The sequence below is a fragment of the Microbacterium sp. F2 genome (assembly GCF_052274505.1).
In the GTDB taxonomy this organism is placed as follows: domain Bacteria; phylum Actinomycetota; class Actinomycetes; order Actinomycetales; family Microbacteriaceae; genus Microbacterium.
In genome coordinates this window covers 25,303-47,018 of sequence record NZ_JBNVBV010000009.1, presented here as the reverse complement: position 1 = coordinate 47,018, position 21,716 = coordinate 25,303, and the positions used below count along the sequence as shown (strand labels likewise).

General features: G+C 68.3%; 25 protein-coding genes and 1 pseudogene. 8 read left to right on the top strand and 18 right to left on the bottom strand.

Features of this window, described 5'->3' with window-relative positions; all coding sequences use genetic code 11:
- Positions 1-39: 39 nt before the first annotated feature.
- From ACQVDU_RS13840 to ACQVDU_RS13825, 4 genes are all read right to left on the bottom strand, one after another.
- Positions 40-1,419, bottom strand: a complete 1,380-nt coding sequence (locus ACQVDU_RS13840) for a dihydrolipoamide acetyltransferase family protein (RefSeq protein WP_300590761.1) — start codon at positions 1,417-1,419, stop codon at positions 40-42.
- A 100-nt stretch (positions 1,420-1,519) separates the two neighbouring features.
- Positions 1,520-2,485 (bottom strand): alpha-ketoacid dehydrogenase subunit beta, encoded by a 966-nt coding sequence (locus tag ACQVDU_RS13835; protein WP_443477480.1) that lies wholly within the window; start codon positions 2,483-2,485, stop codon positions 1,520-1,522.
- A 62-nt stretch (positions 2,486-2,547) separates the two neighbouring features.
- Positions 2,548-3,678, bottom strand: a complete 1,131-nt coding sequence (locus ACQVDU_RS13830; RefSeq protein ID WP_300593882.1) for a thiamine pyrophosphate-dependent enzyme — start codon at positions 3,676-3,678, stop codon at positions 2,548-2,550.
- Positions 3,679-3,688: 10 nt separating this feature from the next.
- Positions 3,689-4,792: a histidinol-phosphate transaminase gene (locus ACQVDU_RS13825; RefSeq protein ID WP_443477441.1), complete on the bottom strand. Its 1,104-nt coding sequence runs from the start codon at positions 4,790-4,792 to the stop codon at positions 3,689-3,691.
- Positions 4,793-4,866: 74 nt separating this feature from the next.
- Between ACQVDU_RS13825 and ACQVDU_RS13820 the strand changes: the two genes are divergently transcribed.
- The gene (locus ACQVDU_RS13820; RefSeq protein WP_443477440.1) at positions 4,867-5,262 is read left to right on the top strand and encodes a phage holin family protein; all 396 of its coding nucleotides are present in this window, start codon (positions 4,867-4,869) and stop codon (positions 5,260-5,262) included.
- A gap of 10 nt (positions 5,263-5,272) precedes the next feature.
- Here the strand turns inward: ACQVDU_RS13820 and ACQVDU_RS13815 are convergent, their stop codons facing one another.
- On the bottom strand, positions 5,273-6,676 hold the full coding sequence (locus ACQVDU_RS13815; protein ID WP_443477439.1) for a hypothetical protein: 1,404 nt from the start codon (positions 6,674-6,676) through the stop codon (positions 5,273-5,275).
- Complete coding sequence (locus ACQVDU_RS13810) at positions 6,673-6,960, bottom strand: hypothetical protein (protein WP_300590965.1); 288 nt, start codon at positions 6,958-6,960, stop codon at positions 6,673-6,675. Before ACQVDU_RS13810 ends, ACQVDU_RS13815 begins: the two co-directional genes overlap by 4 nt.
- Positions 6,961-7,095: 135 nt before the next feature.
- Between ACQVDU_RS13810 and ACQVDU_RS13805 the strand changes: the two genes are divergently transcribed.
- Together ACQVDU_RS13805 and purB are read left to right on the top strand one after the other, a co-directional pair.
- Entirely contained in the window at positions 7,096-7,602 is a 507-nt protein-coding gene (locus tag ACQVDU_RS13805) for a low molecular weight protein-tyrosine-phosphatase (RefSeq protein WP_300590964.1), read from the top strand.
- A 55-nt stretch (positions 7,603-7,657) separates the two neighbouring features.
- Entirely contained in the window at positions 7,658-9,067 is a 1,410-nt protein-coding gene (gene purB, locus ACQVDU_RS13800; RefSeq protein WP_363497795.1) for an adenylosuccinate lyase, read from the top strand.
- Positions 9,068-9,081: 14 nt separating this feature from the next.
- Here purB and ACQVDU_RS13795 read toward each other — a convergent pair whose 3' ends face one another.
- From ACQVDU_RS13795 to ACQVDU_RS13785, 3 genes are all read right to left on the bottom strand, one after another.
- The gene (locus tag ACQVDU_RS13795; RefSeq protein ID WP_443477438.1) at positions 9,082-9,435 is read right to left on the bottom strand and encodes an amino acid transporter; all 354 of its coding nucleotides are present in this window, start codon (positions 9,433-9,435) and stop codon (positions 9,082-9,084) included.
- Entirely contained in the window at positions 9,432-10,085 is a 654-nt protein-coding gene (locus ACQVDU_RS13790; protein ID WP_443477437.1) for an acyl-CoA synthetase, read from the bottom strand. The genes ACQVDU_RS13795 and ACQVDU_RS13790 overlap by 4 nt, the downstream gene beginning before the upstream one ends.
- 90 nt (positions 10,086-10,175) lie before the next feature.
- Positions 10,176-11,171: an aldo/keto reductase gene (locus ACQVDU_RS13785; protein ID WP_443477436.1), complete on the bottom strand. Its 996-nt coding sequence runs from the start codon at positions 11,169-11,171 to the stop codon at positions 10,176-10,178.
- 71 nt (positions 11,172-11,242) lie between these two features.
- Between ACQVDU_RS13785 and ACQVDU_RS13780 the strand changes: the two genes are divergently transcribed.
- Together ACQVDU_RS13780 and ACQVDU_RS13775 are read left to right on the top strand one after the other, a co-directional pair.
- Positions 11,243-11,698 (top strand): GNAT family N-acetyltransferase, encoded by a 456-nt coding sequence (locus tag ACQVDU_RS13780; RefSeq protein WP_443477435.1) that lies wholly within the window; start codon positions 11,243-11,245, stop codon positions 11,696-11,698.
- A gap of 107 nt (positions 11,699-11,805) precedes the next feature.
- On the top strand, positions 11,806-12,255 hold the full coding sequence (locus ACQVDU_RS13775; RefSeq protein ID WP_443477434.1) for a hypothetical protein: 450 nt from the start codon (positions 11,806-11,808) through the stop codon (positions 12,253-12,255).
- 9 nt (positions 12,256-12,264) lie between these two features.
- Here ACQVDU_RS13775 and ACQVDU_RS13770 read toward each other — a convergent pair whose 3' ends face one another.
- The 3 genes from ACQVDU_RS13770 to ACQVDU_RS13760 all read right to left on the bottom strand — a co-directional run bounded on the left by ACQVDU_RS13770 (position 12,265) and on the right by ACQVDU_RS13760 (position 15,052).
- Entirely contained in the window at positions 12,265-13,050 is a 786-nt protein-coding gene (locus ACQVDU_RS13770; RefSeq protein ID WP_443477433.1) for a dienelactone hydrolase family protein, read from the bottom strand.
- A gap of 192 nt (positions 13,051-13,242) precedes the next feature.
- Positions 13,243-14,046, bottom strand: coding sequence for an alpha/beta fold hydrolase (locus ACQVDU_RS13765; protein WP_443477432.1), 804 nt, complete (start codon positions 14,044-14,046; stop codon positions 13,243-13,245).
- A 49-nt stretch (positions 14,047-14,095) separates the two neighbouring features.
- Positions 14,096-15,052 carry a LysR family transcriptional regulator gene (locus ACQVDU_RS13760; RefSeq protein WP_443477431.1) on the bottom strand — a complete coding sequence of 319 codons (957 nt, stop codon included), beginning with the start codon at positions 15,050-15,052 and terminating at the stop codon, positions 14,096-14,098.
- An 85-nt stretch (positions 15,053-15,137) separates the two neighbouring features.
- On the opposite strand from ACQVDU_RS13760, the gene ACQVDU_RS13755 reads away from it, so the two are divergent.
- On the top strand, positions 15,138-15,827 hold the full coding sequence (locus ACQVDU_RS13755; protein ID WP_443477430.1) for an aspartate/glutamate racemase family protein: 690 nt from the start codon (positions 15,138-15,140) through the stop codon (positions 15,825-15,827).
- Between the two features lie 24 nt (positions 15,828-15,851).
- Here the strand turns inward: ACQVDU_RS13755 and ACQVDU_RS13750 are convergent.
- Positions 15,852-16,151, bottom strand: a pseudogene (locus ACQVDU_RS13750) (VOC family protein); the annotation flags it as partial.
- On the opposite strand from ACQVDU_RS13750, the gene ACQVDU_RS13745 reads away from it, so the two are divergent.
- A complete protein-coding gene (locus ACQVDU_RS13745; RefSeq protein ID WP_443477429.1) occupies positions 16,138-16,665 on the top strand; it encodes a hypothetical protein in 528 nt (175 codons plus the stop codon). The pseudogene ACQVDU_RS13750 and the gene ACQVDU_RS13745 overlap by 14 nt on opposite strands.
- Here the strand turns inward: ACQVDU_RS13745 and ACQVDU_RS13740 are convergent.
- The gene (locus ACQVDU_RS13740; protein WP_443477428.1) at positions 16,643-17,050 is read right to left on the bottom strand and encodes a helix-turn-helix transcriptional regulator; all 408 of its coding nucleotides are present in this window, start codon (positions 17,048-17,050) and stop codon (positions 16,643-16,645) included. The two genes, ACQVDU_RS13745 and ACQVDU_RS13740, sit on opposite strands and share 23 nt — an antisense overlap.
- Before the next feature lie 63 nt (positions 17,051-17,113).
- Between ACQVDU_RS13740 and ACQVDU_RS13735 the strand changes: the two genes are divergently transcribed.
- Entirely contained in the window at positions 17,114-17,503 is a 390-nt protein-coding gene (locus ACQVDU_RS13735) for a TIGR03618 family F420-dependent PPOX class oxidoreductase (protein ID WP_443477427.1), read from the top strand.
- Positions 17,504-17,652: 149 nt separating this feature from the next.
- Here the strand turns inward: ACQVDU_RS13735 and ACQVDU_RS13730 are convergent, their stop codons facing one another.
- From ACQVDU_RS13730 to ACQVDU_RS13715, 4 genes are all read right to left on the bottom strand, one after another.
- Positions 17,653-18,360: a substrate-binding domain-containing protein gene (locus ACQVDU_RS13730; RefSeq protein WP_443477426.1), complete on the bottom strand. Its 708-nt coding sequence runs from the start codon at positions 18,358-18,360 to the stop codon at positions 17,653-17,655.
- Positions 18,357-19,331 carry an aldo/keto reductase gene (locus ACQVDU_RS13725; RefSeq protein WP_443477425.1) on the bottom strand — a complete coding sequence of 325 codons (975 nt, stop codon included), beginning with the start codon at positions 19,329-19,331 and terminating at the stop codon, positions 18,357-18,359. Before ACQVDU_RS13725 ends, ACQVDU_RS13730 begins: the two co-directional genes overlap by 4 nt.
- Positions 19,328-20,284 carry a Gfo/Idh/MocA family oxidoreductase gene (locus ACQVDU_RS13720; protein ID WP_443477424.1) on the bottom strand — a complete coding sequence of 319 codons (957 nt, stop codon included), beginning with the start codon at positions 20,282-20,284 and terminating at the stop codon, positions 19,328-19,330. The genes ACQVDU_RS13725 and ACQVDU_RS13720 overlap by 4 nt, the downstream gene beginning before the upstream one ends.
- A gap of 72 nt (positions 20,285-20,356) precedes the next feature.
- Positions 20,357-21,715: a protocatechuate 4,5-dioxygenase subunit alpha/beta gene (locus ACQVDU_RS13715; protein ID WP_443477423.1), complete on the bottom strand. Its 1,359-nt coding sequence runs from the start codon at positions 21,713-21,715 to the stop codon at positions 20,357-20,359.
- Between the last annotated feature and the right edge of the window lies 1 nt (position 21,716).

The following is a 21,716-nucleotide window of genomic DNA, read 5'->3' as shown; positions in this document are numbered from 1 at the left end:
AGCGAGCGCGATCCTTCACCCGACGGCGCCGTGGACGCGTCAGTCGAGCAGGAGCGCGGGTTCCTCGAGGATCGACGCGACGTCGGCGATGAAGCGGCTCATCCCATCGCCGTCGATGACCCGGTGGTCGAACGAGCCCGAGACGGTTGTGACATAGCGAGGACGCACCTCGCCATCCACGACCCAGGGCTTTTGCCGGATGGTGCCCATCGCGACGATGCCCGACTCCCCGGGGTTGATGATCGGGGTTCCGGCATCCATTCCGAACACGCCGATGTTGGTGATCGTGATCGTGCCGCCCTGCTGATCAGCCGGGGTGGTCTTGCCCTCGCGCGCCGTGAGCGTCAGCTTCTCGAGGGCGCGAGCGAGCTCGCGCATGTTGAGGTCCTGGGCGTCCTTGATGTTCGGGACAAGCAGTCCTCGAGGTGTCGCTGCCGCGATCCCGAGGTTGACGTAGTGGCGCACGCTGATCTGGGCACCGCCGTCGCCGTCCACCCACGCCGCGTTCACCATCGGCGTCCGGCGCACCGCCCAGATGACGGCGCGCGCCATGATCAGCAGCGGCGAGATCTTGACGTCCGCGAAGTCGGGGGATGCCTTCAGACGCTTGACGAGCTCCATCGTGCGCGTCGCGTCGACATCCGTCCACACCGACACGTGCGGTGCCGAGTACGCCGACTGCACCATGGCGGTCGAGGTTGCCTTGCGCACGCCCTTGACCGGGATCGACTCGACCCGTCCCGCGGCCTGCGCGAACGGGGAAGCGACACCGTTGGGGGCGGGTGACACCGGCGCCGCAGCGGGCGCGACAGCAATCGTCTCTTCGCGTACCTCGGGCCAGTCGGGGGTCTCGATGTTGCGGAAGACACTTGCCTGCGACGCGTGCTTCACGACGTCTTCGCGGGTGACTTCGCCGGCCTCGCCCGAGGGCGTGACGGCCGCAAGGTCCACACCGAGATCGCGCGCGAGCTTGCGGATCGGGGGCTTCGCGATGACCCCGACGGATGCCGTCACCGGCCGCTCGGCGGGCTTGCGGCGACGTGAGGTGACAGCACCACCCGTCCCGTATCCCACGAGCACCGCGCCGCCACCCTCATCCCCCGTGGCTGCCGCTGTCAGGGATTGCGATCCGCCGGCACCGGGAGCGTCAGTCTGTGACAGCGGCGCGGATTCGGCCGGAGCCGCCTCGATCGTCACGATCGGGGTCCCCACGGCAACAGTGACGCCCTCCTCGACGAGCGTCTCGCTGACCGTGCCGGTGAACGGCGAGGGCAGTTCGACGAGCGATTTGGCGGTCTCGATCTCGACGAGCACGTCGTTGACCTGCACGGCGTCGCCGGGGGCGACCTTCCAGGTGACGATCTCGGCCTCGGTCAAGCCCTCCCCGACATCGGGGAGAACGAAGGTCTGCGTGCTCATGGCGGTCCTTTCGCGGTGCACCAACTCCTGCATCTCGGTGGTCTGTGCCTCAGTATCGCCGTGTCCGCGCTGAAATTGCAGGAGTTAGCGCCATGGGGTGTCAGTAAGCGAGGGCGCGGTCGACGGCTTCGAGGATGCGGTCGGCATCCGGGAGGTACGTACCCTCGAGCTTGGCGGGCGGGAACGGGGTATCGAACGCCGACACCCGCAGTACCGGCGCCTCGAGTGAGAAGAACGCGCGCTCGGTCACGGTCGCGGCGATCTCGCTGCCGAGGCTCGTGAATCCGGGAGCCTCCTGCGCGTAGACCATGCGTCCCGTGCGGCGGACGGAGTCGAGGATCGGACCGTAGTCAACCGGCGAGAGCGAGCGCAGGTCGATAACCTCGCAGCTGGTCCCCTCGGACTCGGCGAGTGCCGCTGCCTGCAGCAAGGTGCCGACCATCGCCCCGTGGCCGACGAGGGTGACGTCAGTGCCGCGCCGAACGACGCGAGAGGCGTGCAGCGGCAGCGCCGGGGCAGTAGTGTCCACCTCACCCTTGTGCCAGTAGGCACTCTTGGGCTCGAGGAAGATCACTGGATCGTTCGAGGCGATCGCCTCCTGGATCATCCAGTACGCATCTCCAGCGGTGGCCGGGCTCACGACCCGCAGGCCCGGCGTGTGCGTGAAGTACGCCTCGGGGCTTTCCTGGTGGTGCTCGATCGCGCCGATGTGCCCGCCGTAGGGGATACGGATGACGACGGGCATCGACACCGCGCCCTCGAGGCGGTTGGTCATCTTTGCCAGCTGCGAGGTGATCTGATCGAACGCGGGGAACACGAACCCGTCGAACTGGATCTCGCACACGGGACGGAATCCAGCAAGCGCCAGCCCGATGGCCGTGCCGACGATGCCGGACTCGGCCAGGGGCGTGTCGAGTACACGGCGCTCGCCGAACTCTGCCTGCAGACCCTCGGTCACCCGGAACACACCGCCGAGCCGGCCGATGTCTTCACCCATGAGCAGGACGCGGTCGTTCGTGGCCAGAGCCTGTCGCATGCCGGCATTCAGCGCTCGCCCGAGCGGCATGGGTCCGGAGACCGGAGCCGCCGTCGCAGCGGCCGCCTGGTTAGTGGAGGTCGAGACGGTGGTCATCGGGTGCCTCCCTCGAAGGATGCCTCGTACTCGGCAAGCCAGCGGCGTTGCTCGTCCATCAGCGGATGCGGGTCGGTGTACACGTGAGCGAACATCGAGTCGCGTTCTAGCCCGCCGAGCTCATTCGTGCGCACGCGCAGATCGTCGGCGGCAGCGGCGGCCTCGGCATCCACCTCGTCGAAGAGGGTGAAGGGGGCACCGCGATTCTCCAGGAAGGCGCGCATCCGAGCGATCGGGTCACGCTGTGCCCACGACTGCTCCTCCTCGGAGGTGCGGTACTTCGTGGGGTCATCGCTCGTGGTGTGGGCCCCAACGCGGTAGGTCATCGCCTCGATCGCTCGGGGCCCCTCGCCGCTCCGCGCCTCGTCGAGCGCACGCCGTGTGACGGCGTAGCTGGCGAGCACATCGTTGCCGTCGATGCGGATGCTCGGCATCCCGTAGCCCTCGCCGCGCCGCACGAGCGGCGTCCGGGACTGGGTTGCGACGGGTACCGAAATCGCCCACTGGTTGTTCTGCAGGAAGAAGACTTCGGGTGTGCGGTAGCTGGCTGCGAAGACCATCGCCTCGTGCACATCGCCCTGGCTGGAGGCGCCGTCGCCGTAGTACACGATGACGGCTTCGTCGCGCTCGAGGTCCCCGGTGCCACAGCGTCCGTCGAAGACCAGCCCCATGCCGTAGCCCGTCGCGTGAAGGGTCTGGGCGCCGAGGACGAGCGTGTAGATGTGGGTGTTGCCGTTTGCGGGGTCTGTCGGGTCCCATCCGCCGTGCGAGAGTCCGCGCATCAGCTTGATGATGCCGATCGGATCGACGCCGCGGATGCGGGTGACGACGTGCTCGCGGTAGGAGGGGAAGAGGTGATCCTGCGACCGTGCCGCGCGAGCCGAGCCGACCTGCGCCGCCTCCTGCCCGAGACTCGGTGGCCACAGGGCAAGCTGACCCTGGCGCTGGAGGTTCGTCGCCTGCCGGTCGATCGCGCGGATCACGACCATGTCGCGGTACAGCGTCTCGAGGTCAGAGTCGGCGAGCCCGTTCACGAGATCGAGGTAGGGCTCCGCTGCCGGATTGGGCGCGAGGGAGCCGTCAGCGGCAAGGATGCGGACAAGCTCAGGTTCTTCTGGCTGGGTCACGGTCCCTACGCTACCCGCGTGCGGGGTGCCCTTCCGGGAGGTCCTCTACAACGGAACCCGCGATCCGTAGCACTCTGTCCACAGACTCATGCTCTCCGACGGATATGCGTACCCCCTCGCCCGCAAACGGTCGGACGACGATTCCGCCGTCGTGGAAGGCATCAGCCACCGCCAGCGTGTCGGGTCCGGTGGCGAGCCACACGAAGTTTCCTTGGGCTTCGGGGACGCGCCATCCCTGCTCACGCAGGCCAGCCGCGAGCGCGTCGCGGCGCTCGGTGATCTCGGCGACGCGCTCGAGCAGCTCGGCGCGCGCGTCAAGGCTAGCGAGGGCAGCCTCTTCGGCGTGGGCGGTGACAGACAGCGGGATGGCGGTGCTGCGCGCGGCATCCAGCACCCGCGGATGACCGATCCCGTAGCCCACGCGAAGTCCCGCGAGGCCATACGCCTTCGAGAAGGTGCGCAGCACGACGACATTCGGATGCCCGGCCTGAAGGACGCGGACTCCATCGACGGCATCCGGCGCCGTCACGAACTCCGCGTACGCCTCGTCGAGCACGATCAGTACGTCGCGGGGGACACGTGTGACGAAGTCGTCGAAGGCGGACTGGGTGACAACGGGCCCGGTCGGATTGTTGGGGCTGCACACCAGGATCATGCGGGTGCGGTCGGTGACGGCATCCGCCATCGCTGCCAGATCGTGGCCCGCATCCGGGGTGAGCGGAATGCGCACGGATGTCGCGCCCGCCACCTCAACGAGGGAGGGGTAGGCCTCGAACGACCGCCACGCGTAGACAATCTCGTCGCCGGGTCCGGCGGTCGCCGCGATGAGTTGCGCGATGAGCGAGACGCTTCCGGCGCCGATGTGCACGGCGTCGGGGCTCACGCCATAGTCGGCGGCGAGTCGGTCGCGCAGCCGCGCCGCGCTCGCGTCGGGGTAGCGGTTGACCCCGGTCACCGCACGCATCGCGTCGATGACGCCCGGAAGCGGATCGTAGGGATTCTCATTGCTCGAGAGCTTGAATGCGTCGGGAGCCGCCTGCCGACCCTGTTTGTAGGGCGGCAGGGCCGCGATCGCGGGGCGGACGCGAACGGGGATCGGGTCGGGGTCGGTCATTCTGCGATTTTAGGACCGGGGTGAGTGTGCGACCGGGCTGTTACCCGTCTGCGCCCTCGTGAAAGACTGCGGACATGAGCTTTCTCGTCCGCATCGTCGTGAATGCCTTGTCGATCTGGATCGTCACCCTGATTCCCGCGCTCGGGGTCACCGTGATTCCGTTCGCCCCGGGTGAGACGCTGCAGCTCGTGCTGACGCTGCTGCTCGTGGCGCTCATCTTCGCGCTCGTGAACACGATCATCGGCACGGTGATCAAGGTGCTTGCATTCCCGATCTACATCCTGACGCTGGGGCTCATCTCCCTCGTGATCAACGGTTTCCTGCTGTGGCTGACTGCCTGGTTCACGCAGTGGTGGAACTGGGGTCTGCGGGTCGAGGACTTCTGGTGGGGCGTGGTCGCTGCCCTTCTGATCTCGGTCATCAACTGGTTCATCGGCATCCTCCTTCGGCCCCGCCGCAACAACGACTGACCGCTGACGGTTAGCCGCTGCCGCGACTCGCGGCGTATTCGGTGACGGTGACGCGTTCGGCCGAGCCGAGCGTGCTCCACAGATCTCGCAGTGCTGCGGCGCGCGGGTCGCTTGAGGCATCCACCATCGCCGCCGTTTCGGCGTAGCGCTCGATGCCGTGCGCGGCCAGGGTGAGGTCCTGTACACCCCCGACCGGGTCGGCCACGCGCTCGGCAACGAAACTGCCCGGTGCGCCCACCGTCTCGGCATGACCGCCGCCGGCGAGTCCCGCGACGGGATCGTCGGTGTGACGGATGCCGACACTGAGCACGCCGTCGGGGACTGCAGCTTCGACGGGTGAGCCGTACGTGATCAGGGTCTGCACGTCGTAGGTGCCTTCGAGCGCAAGAGCCGAAGCGAGCATCGCTCCCTGCGAGTGCCCGAACACGTGAACCGGCTCACCCGGATCGACTCCCGCCTCACGGAGGGCAAGTTCGACAGACTCGAGGGATGCCGAACGCTCACCGCGGTACAGCTCGAGGTTCGAGCGCATATCGAACGGGTCGCCCGAACCGCCCGAGACGGCCTGCGTGCCGGCGATATAGACCGCTGCCTGCGACCCGCCGCCAGGCATCGCGTAGCGCTCGACGCGGATCCGGGCTTCAGCGGCCCCGGGCACGCGGCGGGCGGCATCCGCCAAGCCCGTCACGGGCCCAGATACTGCCGCCGGGGCTACCGCGCGCACGACGGTCGGTGCGGGTGGCACGGAAGTCGCCGGGCCACCTGGCACAGGGTGCCGCGTCCCACCGCGGTGCCCTGTGCCAGGGGTCGGTGTCCCGGTAGCTGCCGCATCCGCCGCCGGAGGGCCCGTCGATCCTGGTGGCCGCGACATTCGACCGAGTCCTGCGAGCGCGACACCACTCCAGAGCACGCCGGCACCCACAGCGAGGGGAAGTGCCATGCCGGGAATCCACCACGTGGCAGCGGCCACCTGGCGGGCCATCTCGATCGGTCCATCCCCCCGCCAGTCATACACCGCGGTATCGGCGGCACGCGCAGCATCCGGATGGTCCTGCTGCAGGACCGCCATCCGGGATTCGATAGCTCTCGCCGCGTCGGTGTCACCAGCAGCCGTCGCAGCTGCCTGCTGCACCCGCAGTTCGATGAGCTCATACGCCGCAGCAAGCCCGTCGAGCGCTGCAGCGAGCGCGGCCGGCTGCTCCGCAACCCGCTCCGCACCGCTCGCCAGCCACCGTGCCTCGAGATCAACGCCGAACCCGGACGCGGTTGCCTCGGCATCCGTCGCCACCCAGCGCGCCCGGTCCGCGAACTCGCCCAGACGGATGCCGAACTCCCGCAGCCGCCAGGCCACCGCTCGCAGCTGCTCGGTGTCCACAGCGATCGCACCGCCGCTGCGGATCTCGAGATCGCTCACGCCCCGGCTCCAGCCAGACCGAAGCCGGGGTACCCACCCACGACGGGCCACGGAGATTGCGCGCGGACATCGGCGCGCAGATCGAGGGCGCGCTCTCGCAGCCCCCGCAACGCTGCAACGAGGTTCGCCATCTCGATCTGGAACTCCGCGACTGCCGCTGTCTCCCACCCGCCGACCCGCGCGATCGCCTCCGCGTCGGCAGCGAGGTCGTCAGCCCACGATGCGAGTGCCGCGAGCTGTGCCTGCACGACGCCTGCCGCCGGTGATGCCCACAGCTCATCCATTCCTCCACGGTCCCGACCCTCGGGGCGCGGGAGGCGGCATCCGTGACGTATTGTCGACGGTTCGGCCTCCCGCGAAACCGGGGAGGAGACGACGAACTGATGCGCTCGCCGGGCAGGAGGGGTATGAATGAACGCATGACTGCGAACGCCGTCGAGCCGTTTCGCGTCGTCTTCGTCTGTACCGGCAATATCTGCCGGTCTCCCATGGCCGAGGTCGTGTTCCGCGCCCTGGCCGACAGCGCGGGCGTCGGCGACCGTGTGCTCTCCACCAGCGCCGGCACCGGAGACTGGCATGTCGGCGAGCGCGCCGACGAACGTACCATCGAGGCGCTCGCGCGGCGCGGGTACGACGGCGCCCGCCATCGAGCACGCCAGTTCGGCAGGGCAGACTTCGACCGCAGCGACCTCGTGCTGGCACTCGATCGCAGTCACGAGCGGATCCTGCGGGGTTGGGCACACTCCGACGCGGATGCTGACAAGATCGCCCTGCTGATGTCCTTCGACGCTGCAGCCCAAACCCTCGACGTGCCCGACCCCTACTACGCCGACGAAGCGATGTTCGACGAGGTGCTCGGTATGATCGAGAGCGCCAGCCGCGCACTCTTCCGCCAGCTGGAGCCGGCGCTTCGCCCCGCGCCCTGAGGCGATCATCGCCCGGCGTATCGGGAGCCCGGACCGCAGATCCGACAGGAGTACCGTGACCTCCCTGCCCCGTGAGCACGACGCCATCTCGTTCGGCGAGCAGCCGCTGAGTCCCCTCGACGGGCGGTACCGCACCGCGGTGGCACCCCTGAGCGACTACCTCTCGGAGTCCGGCCTCAACCGGGCTCGCGTCGAGGTCGAGGTCGAGTGGCTGATCGCCCTCACCGACCGCTCGCTCTTCGGCACGGCACCGCTCGATGAGGCACAGAAGGAGCGCCTCCGCGCCCTGTACCGCGGCTTCGGCGCCGACGAGATCGCATGGCTGGCCGAGAAAGAGGCAGTGACTCGCCACGACGTGAAGGCCGTCGAGTACCTCGTGCGCGACCGGCTCGCCGAGCTCGGGCTCGAGCACATCGCCGAACTCACGCACTTCGCCTGCACGAGCGAAGACATCAACTCGGCCTCGTACGCCCTCACGGTGCAGCGCGCCGTCACCCAGGTCTGGCTGCCCCGACTCCGCGTCGTGATCGACCGGCTCGCGGCGCTCGCCCACGACCACCGGGATGCCCCGATGCTCTCACGCACCCACGGGCAGCCGGCGACCCCGACCACGATGGGCAAGGAACTTGCCGTCTTCGTGTGGCGGCTCGAGCGCGTCGAGCGGCAGATTGCGGCATCCGAGTTCCTCGCGAAGTTCTCGGGCGCCACCGGAACCTGGTCAGCCCACCTCGCCGCAGAGCCCGACACCGACTGGCCTGCTCTCTCGCGGGAGTTCATCGAGTCGCTCGGGATCGGGTTCAACGTGCTTACGACCCAAATCGAGTCACACGACTGGCAGGTCGAGCTCTACGACCGGATCCGGCACGCGGGCGGCATCCTGCACAACCTCGCGACCGACGTGTGGACGTATATCTCGCTGGGGTACTTCTCGCAGATCCCCGTTGCGGGCGCCACGGGCTCGTCGACCATGCCGCACAAGATCAACCCGATCCGCTTCGAGAACGCCGAAGCTAACCTCGAAATCTCGGGTGGGCTGCTGGCCACCCTTGCGCAGACACTCGTGACCTCGCGCCTGCAGCGGGATCTCACCGACTCGACGACGCAGCGCAACATCGGCGTCGCCCTGGGCCACTCCCTTCTCGCGCTCGACAACCTCGCCCGGGGGCTCACCGAGATCTCGCTCGCGCAAGCCGCGCTGGATGCCGACCTCGACGGCAACTGGGAGGTGCTGGCCGAGGCGATCCAGACCGTGGTGCGCGCCGAGATCGTCGCGGGACGCTCGCAGATCAGCGACCCCTATGCGCTGCTGAAGGACCTCACCCGGGGGCGCCGGGTCGGAGCTGCCGAACTCGCGGAATTCGTGCGGGGTCTCGACATCGGAGATGCCGCGAAGGAGCGCCTACTCGCGCTCACCCCCGCGACGTACACGGGTCTCGCGTCGGAGCTCGTCTCCGAGATCGACTGAGCCCCGACCGCGCGTTAGGCGGTCGGTGCTGAGGAGCCTCCGGCCTCACGGTCCTCGGGCGTGGTCGCCGACGCGGCGTCGCCGTCAGGCTCCTCGTCCAGCAGCACGGGCCGATCGATGGTCTTGGTCACCTGCGCGGGGTCGATCGCCAGCAGCAGGAGTGCGAGCGCGACGAGGGTGACCACGAAGGTCACTCCGGCGACGATAAGCGCAACGACCAGAGCGTTCTGCACATCCTCGGCGGGGATCTGCTGGAAGAACCCCATCGACACGAGCGTCACGATTCCCGCGAACAGGGCCGCGGCGAAAGCCAGACCGAGAAGCTGTACGGGGCGCATGATCTCCCGGCGCGTGGGCTTGTCGGTCATGGCTTCCTCTCCGCCGGTGCCTCGGCGATGGGCTCGATAGCCTCTGCATCCGTCTGGCGCGGCGAGAACGCGGCGATACCGAGGTAGACGGCGACGATCGCCGCGTAGCCCCCGAATATGCCGACGGCGATCGTGATTCCGGTCAGGGTGAAGGTTTGTCCCGCTTCTTCGATCGTGTAGGTCAGGGCGTACTGCACCGGAACGGCCAGGAGGCCGAGACCGAGCAGGATGCCGATGGCGCCGATCGTGATGGCATCACGGCTCTGCGAACGCGGCAAGTGCGTCATCCGTCGGGCCCGGATTCCCGCGACCAGCTCGACGATGCCGCTGAGCACAGCCCAGGCAATGACGACGACGAAGAACATCGTGTCGGTGCGAAGCCCCGGCATCCCGGTCGCCATTCCCGCGAGGAGGGCGAGGATGCCGAGGAGCACCGCTGCCCACCGGTCGCCCTTCGGGAAGATCAGCCACACGGCCGCAAACCAGACCAGACCCGTCGCGATCGCGAAGCCGCTGAACACGGCAAGGCCGACCGCCGCCGAGTGATCGGGGGAGAACGTGATCATGACCGCTGCCAGCGCGGCGAAGAAGGCTCGCGCCAGCTGAAGATGCCTCACCTCGAGGGTGCGGAGGGGTGCAGCGCTGGTCACAACACTCAAGTCTATTCGTCGATGCGGGCCTTCTCGGCGGGCCTGAGCTTCGCGGTCACACCCGCGACCCGCGCCGACGGCGGCGCAGAGTCACCAGAGGGGGTGGATCGCTTCGCGCAGGTGACGGTCATAGACGGCATGTACTGCCGCGTCGAATGCGTCGAGGTCGAAGGCGCCGGGCTCGAGCAGTGCCCCCGCTGCGGCATTGGCTTCGGCCTGCTGCGGCGTCCGTGCGCCCGGGATCACGGAGGTGACACCGGGTTGCGCGGCGATCCAGGCCAGGCTCGCGGCGGGGAGCGAGACTCCCGCGGGCAGTGCGGCCGCCAACTCGGATGCCGCGGCGATCCCGACCTCGAAGTCGACGCCCGAGAACGTCTCGCCGCGATCGAACGCCTCGCCGTGACGGTTGTACGAGCGATGGTCATCACTCGCGAACGTCGTGGCTGTCGTGTACTTGCCCGAGAGCAGGCCGGATGCCAGCGGCACCCGCGCGAAGATCGCAACCTGTGCCGCTTCCGCCGCCGGGAGCACCTCGTCGATCGGCTTGAGTCGGAACGGATTGAGAATGATCTGCACGTTGGTCACGCCCGGGCGCGCGATCGCGGCGAGCGCCTGCTCGCACGTCTCCACAGAGACGCCGTAAGCACCGATGAGACCGTCTTCGACGAGCCTGTCGAGCGCATCGAAGAGGTCGTCGGCGGCAATGACCTCGGTCGGTGGGCAGTGCAGCTGCACCAGGTCGAGCGTTTCGACACCGAGGTTCTCGCGGGAACGCTCCGTCCAGCCCCGGAACGCTTCTTCGGTGTAGTTCTCGCGCAACTGGTCGACGCGCCGGCCCATCTTCGTCGCGACGGTGATGCCGTGATCGGGTCGCTCGGCGAGGAACCGTCCGATCAGCTTCTCCGACCTGCCATCGCCGTACACATCCGCCGTGTCGAAGAGGGTCACGCCGGCATCGGCGGATGCCGCGAGCACCGCCAGCGCGTCGTTCTCGTCGACCGCGCCCCAGTCCGCTCCGAGCTGCCACGTACCGAGGCCGATCGCTGAGACGAGACGGCCGGTTCTTCCGAGGGGGCGCTGCTGCATGCATCCATGCTGCCATCGACCGCCGACGCTCGGACCCTGAAGCAGCCTGCGGAAGGCTCTAGGGTATGGCCATGCCCGTCACCTACCACCGCGCCGCCGCCGCGGACATCCCGTCCGAGACGCTCTACCGGATGCTGTGGCTTCGGCTTCGCGTGTTCGTGGTCGAGCAGCGCGCGGCCTACCCGGAGCTCGACGGCCGCGACATCGAGCCGGGCGCAGAGCTCATGTGGGCGGCCGACGGCGACGAGGTGTTGTCAACACTGCGGATTCTGCGCGACCCGGCGCAGATGCGTATCGGACGCGTGGCAACGGATGCCGCAGCCCGCGGGCGCGGGATCGCGGCAGAGCTCATGCGTCGCGCCGTCGCCCGATGCGAAGAGCGGGCACCCGGCCTCCCGATCGTGCTCGACGCGCAATCCCAGCTCGCCGACTGGTACGGCCGCTTCGGGTTCGAGATCTCGGGCCCGCCGTTCTCGGAGGACGACATCCCGCACGTTCCGATGCGCCGCCCGGGCGCAACCACCTGACCGCCGGTCCGGGACCGCGAACAAGCCCGATCTCGCCGAACCAGCCCGCGAGCGCATGCTGGCTCGTTCACGGATGCGCGCCAGGTGCCGGAGCTACAATCCGGCGCGTGAGGCATCCGATGGGAACGACAGTGGGGCGGCGAAGTGCGCTCGTGGGAACCGCCGCGGCTGTCACGCTCGCGCTCGGTGGATGCGGCGGCGGTCCCCTGTGGTCACAAGCGTGTCCCGCGGTCGGATGGATCAACCACGTGACCGTAAACGTGTACGGCGATTCCGCGTCGGTGACCTCGCTCGCGATCTGTGACGGTGAGACGTGCGCCAGGGGTCCCGGCGACACCGCGGCTGACATGGCCGACCTCTGGTACTACGTCGACCGGGACGGCAGCACCTGGAGCTTTGACCTCGGGATGTCGACCCCAGAATCGGTCACCGTTCGCGCATTCGGAGCCGATGAAGCACTCCTGGTCGAGTCGACGATCTCGCCGGAGTGGGTGCGCGTCGGCGGATCCGAGCAGTGCGGCGGTCCCCACGAGGGAAGCATCGACCTCACGATCTGACTCGGCGGCTCAACCAGCCAGGCGCTCGCGCAGAAAGTCGACCAGCAGCTCGTTGGCCCGATAGGTCGGGTGGCCGGGGACCTCGGCCGAGGCATCCGTCAGTACGGAGTGCGCGTTCGCGGGGATACCGTCGGGATTACCCGGCGACGAGTCGATCTCGAAGGCGCGCCAGCCCTCGCCGAGCAGACGCTCGAAGGCGGCGAAGCGCTCCGGCGGCACGCTGCGGTCCTGCGTGAATCGAAGCCCGAGGGCACACAGGCCGTCTGCGGCGCGGCGGGTGACTGCCACCTCCTCGATGACGCTCAGCCCGGTGGCGGCCCGGCCTGCTCCGATGGGAGGCGGCATCGCCGGCTGCGAAAGCACCGGGGCCAGCACGCTCTCGTCGGCGGCAGCGGCAAGCGCGAAGCCGCCCGAGAAGCACATGCCGATCACACCCACGCCGGGTCCGCCGCATTCCGCGTGCAACTGACGGGCCAGTGCCCGCAGATAGCGCGCGATCGGCCGGTCGGCGCGGCGGGCGAAGGCCGCGAACTCCCGCGAGACGCACATACGAAGCGCCGAGCCCGCGATGTACCCGCCGCTGATGGGACGCTCAGGCGTACCGATCACCGACGGCATCGCAACCCGAAAGCCCGCAGCAACCAGGCGCTCGCCCAGAGCGATCACCTCGGGGGTGGCACCGGGCAGCTCAGGTACCAGGATGACTCCCGGCCCCTCGCCCCGGTAGTAGACGTCGTGGCGCACCCCTTCGTGCTCGAAGGGGATCATCCGCCACCGCGCGAGAAGCTCGCTCACGCGCTTAGTCAATCACCCACCGGCACCGGGCGGTCGCAACGGCACATGATCCGGTGGCGGCCGGCGGTCGCAACGGCGCACACTTTCACCGACACGCCGCGCCCCGGCATCCATCACCCGGCAAGTCGCACCCCCCATGCGCCGTTGCGACAAGGCGCCAGCCGGATGACGGATGACGGATGACGGATGCTGTCAGTCGGCGGCGGCGAAGAACTCCAGGCCGGCGGCGCGGAAGTCGCGGGAACCAGGCGTATTGAAGTGGTGGCGGCCGGGGATCTCGACGAACGTACCGTTGGGGGTCGCGTCGGCGAGACGCCGGGATCGCGGCAGGATCGCGTCCTCGCTGCCGGTGGCGAAGAGTACCGGCTGCTGGGGCGGCCGGGCGGGATCGGGGTCGCCCGCCTCGCCGAAACGCATACCCTCGGCGAGCGCCACGAGTGCTGACAGATCGTTGCCCGGCACCCGCTCGGCGAGGGTCACGTAGTTGTTGGTCACCGTGTCGGTGACCGGCGTGCCGTCGGCAACGTAGGCCTTCGCCTGGTCGAGCTGGAGCCGGGCCAGCGGCGTGCCGTCGGGGATGCCGCCGAGGACAGCGCGGGTCACCAGCTGCGGACGGTCGACGGCAAGCTGCCATCCGACCCGCGCACCGAGGGAGTAACCGAGATACCGCGCGGAGTCGATCAGGTACGTATCAAGCACTGTCGCGAGATCGTCGATGAACGCCCGCATCTCGTAGGCGCGACGGTCGTGCGGTTTGTCGCTCGCGCCATGCCCGCGCTGGTCGACACCGAGAACGCGAAAGCCAGCGCGGGTGAGGTCGCGCACCCAGCCCGTGTTCACCCAGTTGTCGCGGCAGCTCGACGAAAATCCATGGACAGCGAGGACAGTCTCGGCGTCAGGGTCTCCCCACGAGTAGGTGGCGATGCGGTACCCCTCGCCCACCATCACGTACTGCGGGTCGGGCATCTCGGTCAGCGGGCGCGGTGCGGCATCCATGCGCCCATTCTTCCGCCGCCCGGGCACGGTGCGGGGCGGATGCCGAAAGTCACGGCGCGTCGAAAGCCTGTGCTGCCCGCTGAATCGCGGCGAGCGCTGCTGCGACTGACGGCACTGACCGGGCACTGCGCCGCGTGATCGCCGAGACCCGACGCGGGGCGTGGTCAGCGAGGGGATGGACCGTCACGTCGGGGTTCCGGCTCGCACGCAGTGCGAGGGACGGCAGCACGGCAACAGCCATGCGCGTCGCGACCAGCGCCTGGACGACGACGTAGTCATCGGTGCTGTGACGGATGTCGGGAGTGAACCCTGCGGCTGAGGTGGAGGTCAGCAGGTGTCGGCGGCAGCTGATGCATCCAGTGACCCACTGCTCGTCGGCAAGGTCGTCGAGGCGGATCTCTGCTCGTGCCGTCAACGGATGCCCGGGGGGAAGGACGATCTGCAGCGGATCGACCGCCAACGGCGTGCGGTCAGCGTCAGCCGGCACTGACACGTGCCCATCGTCGTACTCGAACACGATCGCGATGTCGCACGCCCCCTCTTCGAGCGCGCGAAGAGCCTCGGGTGGTTCGAGTTGCTCGAGCCGCAGGTCGATCCCCGGGAATCTCTCGGCCAGGTCGCTGACGGCACGCGCCGCGATGGTCGCGCTGGCCGACGGGAAGGATGCGATCCGCACGCGGCCTGCGCGCAGGTGCGCGTGGTCGGCGAGCTCGTGCTCAGCGTCGTGCAGAGCTGCAGCGAGCGCGTCGGCATGGCGCAACAGGGCGCGCCCGGCATCCGTCACCACGACCCCGCGCCCCTCGCGCGCCAAGAGCGGAACGCCGGCCGCAGCCTCGAGGCGCCTCACGTGCTGGCTCACCGCGGGCTGGGTCCAGCCGAGAACCTGTGCAGCGCCTGTCAGCGATCCGGTGCGTCCGACCTCGCGGAAGATCAGGATGCTGCGGGGGTCGAGGGCCGGCAGTGCCCGCGGCGCGTCGAGATCTGCGTGCGGCTCGTGCGGCTCCATCGATCCTCATTCATTAGCGCTGCTTTGGTTTCTCCATACAAGTATGTCGTTGTGCTGAGGTATCACGCAGTGGTCTCGTTGAAACATGAGAACGATCGGGCTGCTGGGCGGCATGAGCTGGGAATCCACGGCGGAGTATTACCGCATCGCGAACCAGACTGTGCGCGACCGGATGGGCGGGCTGCACTCAGCGAAGATCCTGCTGGACTCCCTCGACTTCGCCGAGATCGGCCGGATGCAGCGCGAGGACCGGTGGGACGATGCTGCCGACCTGCTCGCGACCCACGCCCGTGGTTTGCAGGATGCCGGCGCCGACATGGTGCTCATCTGCACCAACACGATGCACAAGGTCGCGCCCGAGGTCTCCGCGGCGATCGACGTTCCGCTGCTGCACATCGCGGATGCCGCGGCAGCTGCCGTCCAGGCGGCTGGATTGTCGCGGGTCGGGCTCCTCGGGACGGCGTTCACGATGGAGCAGTCCTTCTATCGGGAGCGCCTCGCCGAGCATGGCCTGGATGTCGTGATCCCGGGGGATAAGGACCGCGAGCTGGTGCACCGCGTGATCTTCGACGAGCTCGCGATGGGCATCGTCAGTGATGGGTCGCGCGCCGCGTACCGGCGGATCATCGAGGATCTGGTCGCCGAGGGCGCGGAGGGAATCATCCTGGGCTGCACCGAGATCGAACTGCTCGTGACAGGGGACGACTGCCCGGTACCCGTCTTTCCGACGGCCCGCCTGCACATCGAGGCGGCTGTCGAAGCAGCCTTCGCGTGAGCCGGGGCCCGGGAGTGCGGCGCGTCAGTCGGTGAGCTGCTGAATGCGGATGAGGTTGCCGGCGGGGTCGCGCACCGCGCAGTCCCGCACGCCGTAGTCCTGATCGATCGGCTCCTGCACGATCTCGGCGCCGGCAGCCTCGAGTGCCGCAAAGGTTGCGTCGAGGTCGCGGGCTGCGAGGTTGATCCCAAAGTACGAGCCCTTCGTGATCAGCTCGAGCAGCGTCGTGCGCTCCTGGTCGGTCAGTCCCGGGGTGGCGGCCGGCGGATGCAGCACGATCGCGGTGTCGGGCTGGCCGGCCGGGCCCACTGTGATCCAGCGCAAGACGCTGCCCGATGGCGGGTGGAACTGCGAATGGGTCGAGGGGTCGACGCGATCGTCGTTCCACTCCACGATCAACGCGGTGCGCGGCATCCTGGCGTATGAGCAGCTCACGGGCGATGACACCCTGACGGCGGTCCGTCATCGCGGGGAGGAGTATCTGCTCGAGCGGCGCCTGCGCTACCGTCTGTCGACGGGCGAACCGGTGGGACCGTGGGCGGATCTGCTGATGTACCCGTATCGCCACCCGCATACGGCCCTCAAGGCCGTCGACTACTTCACCGAGGCCGCAGCGCACGACGGCATCCGCCCCGGCGCTCGCATCGTCGACACCGTCGAACGGGTCCGCGCAGCATGCCAGCCCGACGGTAGATGGCTCCAGGGCGAGAAACTCGAGGGCGCTGTGTGGTTCCCGCTGGATGTCGAACCGGGTGAACCGTCGAAGTGGGTGACATTCCTGGCGCTGCGTGCACTGCAGCGCCAGGATGCCGCGGTCAGCGGCGAATCGGCCGCGTGACCTGCTTCGCGACACAGGGAAGCAGACCCGCCGCGTCGTGCTCGGCGCGTGCACGATAGACACTCGGCGGCATGCCGACGAGCTCGGTGAACCGAGTGCTGAAGGTACCGAGCGACGCGCACCCCACGGCGAGCGACACCTCCGTGACGCTCAGGTCACCCCGTCGCAGCAGTGGCATGGCTCGTTCGATCCGGCGGGTCATGAGGTAGGAATACGGACTCTCACCGAAGGCTGCCTTGAACTTTCGGCTCAGGTGCCCCGCTGACATGTGCGCGCCACGTGCGAGTTCCTCGACGTCCAGGGGCGCGGCGTACTCGCGATCGATGCGGTCCCGGACGCGGCGCAAGAGCACGAAGTCGCGAAGCTCGTCGGGAGTCGGAGGCATGGTGCTCAGAGTTTCACACGACGCAGCGCCCACTGTCGACGCTGGTGCGGCAGGATCGAGGGCATGACCACGGCTCTCACCTCGGACGGGCTGCGCTTCGTCACGGACTATCACCTCGCGACGCTGTCGACCCTCGCACCCTCGGGCCTGCTTCACGTGGTCGCTGTCGGCTTCACCTTCGCGGATGGCCTGGTGCGGATCATCACGATGGACGGCAGCCAGAAGGTGCGCAATATCGAACGGGATGGGCGCGCGACAGTCGCGCAGATTGCTGGTCCCCAGTGGCTGAGCATCGCGGGGCACGCGACGGTATCCCGGGACCCAGATGCCGTCGCGCGCGCCGTGGATCTCTATGCGGCGCGGTACCGGCAGCCGCAGCCCAATCCGCGCCGGGTGGCCATTGAGCTGCGGCCCGAGAAGATCATGGGTTCCGCAGGACTCGTCGCACCGTAGCCAACTCCGCACGCTTCGACCCGAAACAGGACACAGAGGCCTGGGTCCACCGCGCGAGCATGCTGGATTGAGGAGTTGCCGACCTCGCGCGTCGGCGTCGGCGTCGGCATCGGCATGCGGCGCCTGGCCGCGTAGACGCGGCCAGCGCGCTACGGCGCGGGCGGCGGAGCGAAGTGGTGCGAGCGCGCGATGTCCTGGGCAGCGCCGGTGCGCAGGAAGGCGAGGATTGCAGCAGCGTCCCCCGGGTCCGACGACGTCGTGGCGACCGCGCCCGAGAACACGGTGTCGATCGCGCAGTCCTGTGGCAGAACTCCCAGCACCGTGACACCCGGGCTGCCCACAAGCTCACTCAGCTGCTGAAAGCCGAGGTCGACCTCGCCATCGGCAAGAAGACGCGCGACGGGGATGCCGGGCCTCGCCTGTACCAGGCGGTCGCCGACCTCCGCGCTCAGGCCCCAGTCCTCAATCATCGACACCAGCGCGGTGCCACTCGGGCCGGTCGAGTATCCGATCCTGGTCGCTGCTCGGATGGCCTCGCGGCCACCCTCAGCGTCCGGGAACGCGGCATCGGAGACCGCGGCCGCCGGGGCGCCAGAATGCGACGGAATGCCGACTGCCACTTGCGACAGCACGAGGGGAGAGACGGTATCCGGCACGACGTGTCCGCCGGCGGCGAGCTTCGCGAGCGCACCGTCGGCGAGGAAGACGAGGTCGAACTCCTCGCCCGACGCGACACGCTCAGCGGCGTCGACCCCGCCGACGGACTCGACCGCAACGTGCCCGAGTCCTTCGGCGTCTGCGGCCGCCATGAGGTCGGCGAGCAGCAGCCGCGTCGCCATCGATGAGATCGCCTTCACGCGGCATCCTCGAAGGTCTCGGCATCCACCTCGACAGCGTTGTTCGCCGGGTACCGGGGACCCGACACCGTTGCCGTGTCGATGAGGCGCCCCGCGTGCTCCAGGATGTCGGGCGCGACTTCGAGCTGCTCGGCGGCGATGATTTCGCGCAGGTGATCGATGTTGGTCGTTCCGGGAATCGGCACGACGTGCTCACCTCGAGACGACAGCCACGCGAGCGCGAGCTGGGCCGGGCTGACCCCTGCCTCAGCAGCGAGGGCGCGCCATGCCGGCAGCAGCGCTGCATTGGCTTCCCAGTGCGGCGACTGGAACCGCGGCATCCCGCGACGGATGTCTTTCGCCACGAGCTCGTCGGGATCGTGGATGGCATCGGCAAGGAACCCGCGCGCGACCGGCGAGAACGCGACCAGCGCGACGCCGTCGGCCTTCGTCGCCTCGAGCATGCCGAGCTCCGCATTGCGGCTCCACAGGGAGTACTCGTTTTGCACCGCGGCGATGGGCGCGACCTGCTGGGCTTCCCGAAGTCGTGCCACCGAGACCTCTGACAGTCCGATGGCTCCGATCTTGCCGGCGTCCATGGCTTCAGCGAGTGCGGCGACGCTGTCGGCGATCGGCACCGACTTGTCCCAACGGTGCAGGTAGTACAGGTCGATGTGATCGACGCCCAGGCGGCGAAGCGACGCATCCACCTGCGCACGGAGTGTCTCCGGGCGACCGTCGATCACGCGAGCACCATCGACGATCGCCATCCCGCCTTTGCTGGCAAGGATGATCTCGTCCCGTCGACCCGCAATGGCCTTGCCGACCAACTCCTCGTTGCGCCCGCCCCCGTACAAGGTGGCGGTGTCGAAGAACGTGACGCCCTCGTCGAGCGCGGTCTGCAGCAACCGCAGCCCCTCGTCCGGCTGCGGCGCCACCCCGTACGCGTGGCTGAGTGACATGCACCCGAGCCCGTAGCGGGGCAGCTTCATGCGAGCTGCTCCTCCAGCATCCCGAGCACGCGATAGCAGTCGAAGACCTGCCGCACCGACGAGTTGGGTTCGCGTCCCTCGCGGATTGCAGCCACGAACTCGCGGTCCTGCAGTTCGATGCCGTTCATGCTGACCGCGACCTGTGAGACATCTATCGGCTCTTCTTTGCCGTTCACGAGGTCGTCGTAGCGGGCGATGTAGGTGCCGGTGTCGCCGATGTAGCGGAAGAAGGTGCCGAACGGACCCTCGTTGTTGAACGAGAGCGAGAGGGTGCAGATCGCACCTGTCTCGGCCTTGAGCTGGATCGACATGTCCATCGCGATCCCGAGCTGCGGGTGGATGGGACCCTGCATCGCGTTGGCCTGGACGATGCGCCCCGCCTGGTACGCGAACAGGTCGACGGTGTGGGCGGCATGGTGCCACAGCAAGTGGTCGGTCCACGAGCGCGGCTCGCCCTTTGCGTTCGTGTTGGTGCGACGGAAGAAGTAGGTCTGCACATCCATTTGCTGGATGTGCAACTGGTCACTCTGGATGCGCTGATGGATCCACTGGTGCGACGGGTTGAAGCGGCGAGTGTGTCCCACCATGGTGACGCGATCGGAGGCCTCGGCAGCGGCGAGCGTGGCTTCGGCATCCGCGAGCGAGTCGGCCAGCGGGATCTCAACCTGCACGTGCTTACCTGCGGCGAGCGCAGCCTGCGTCTGCGACGCGTGCATCCCGGTGGGTGTGGCGAGGATGACAGCATCCACGTCGTCGCGCTCGAGGACGGCGTCGTAGCCGACGACGGCGGCCGGAACCCCGTACTTCTCGGCGACGGCCTGCGTGGCCTCGGGCTTGGTGCCGCTGACGACGGTCACCTCAGCGTCGGCGATGTTCGTCAGGCCATCGAGGTGCTTCATGCCGAAGGCGCCTGCGGCACCCACCACGGCGATCCGGACCTTGTCACTGCTCATTCGCACTCCTTCTTCGAACGTGGTGCGCTCCGTGGGGACCGCGCGATCGATCCCCACGGAGCGGGTCTATAGTCAGGCAGTCGCGCCGACGGGCACTTTCTCATCTTCGGCCTGGGCAGCTTCGGCGGAGGCTGCGACGGGGTTGGTGATGACGAGGTGACCGACCGCCGTGTTGGAGGCGGGCACGTGGTAGAACCGGTGGTTCACCTCGGGCGCGCCGCCACCGAACTGGTCGTCCATCGCGCCGCGGGCGATGAGCCACATGACCAGCTCGATGCCTTCGGAGCCGGCCTCGTCGACGTAGTCGATGTGCGGCCATTCGGTAAGGCCCAGCGGGTCGGAGATCAACATGTCGAGGAACGCGTTGTCCCACTCCTGGTTGATGAGACCGGCGCGGGGGCCCTGCAGCTGGTGGCTCATGCCGCCGGTGCCCCAGATCTGCACGTTCAGCTCGGGGCCGTCCCACTTGTCGATAGCGCGACGCAGCGCCTTGCCGAGCTCGTAGCAGCGGCGGCCCGAGGGCACCGGGTACTGCACGACGTTGACCGCGAGCGGGATGACCTTGACCGGCCACTCCTCGACCTGACCGTACACGAGCGACAGCGGCACCGTGAGTCCGTGGTCGACGACCATCTCGTTCACGAGGGTCAGGTCGAAGTCATCCTGGATGACCGACTGTGCCAGGTGAGCAGCGAACTCGGGGTATCCCTTGACATCCGGCACCGGGCGCGGGCCGTAGCCCTCGTCGGCAACCGGGTACTCAGCGCCCGTACCGAGCACGAACGTCGGAATCAGCGAGGAGTCGAAAGCCGTCGCGTGGTCGTTGTAGACCAGGATGACGACATCCGGCGTGTTCTCCTTTGCCCACTTCCGCGTCCAGGTGTAGCCGTCGAAGACCTTCTTCCAGTACGGCTCTTCGGTCTTGCCGAGGTCCATCGCTGCGCCGATCGCCGGTACGTGCGAGGTGTACAGCGCCGAGGTGAGCTTGGCGGGAGCATCCGGCCGCATCGTCTCGGCCTTCTCGCCGGGCTGCGGCGGCGTCCAGCCGTCGAGGTCCTTCATGCGATTGCCCTCGGGACGACGGCCACCGCCGATCATCATGTCGCGGTAGGCGGCCTCGCTCATGCCGGTCATCGAGCCGGCCATCTGCTGGAAGCTCAGGCCGTGGGTCGCGCCGAGCTTGGCGAGGAAGTAGATGTTGCCACCCTCTTCCATGGCCGAGTTCAGGTCGAGGTCGAGAATCGCCTGCCGCGCCTTGGGGGTCAGCTGCCATTCGTCGAGGTAGGCCTCACGGTCGGCGAGGTAACGCTCGCGATTCTCGGGCTTCATGAACGACATGCAGAGCTGGTTGATCTGGTAGCCCTTGCGGGCTTGCTCGGCGTCGAAAATGATCGTGCCGGGGACGTTCTTGTAGGGCTTGTCCAGTGCCATG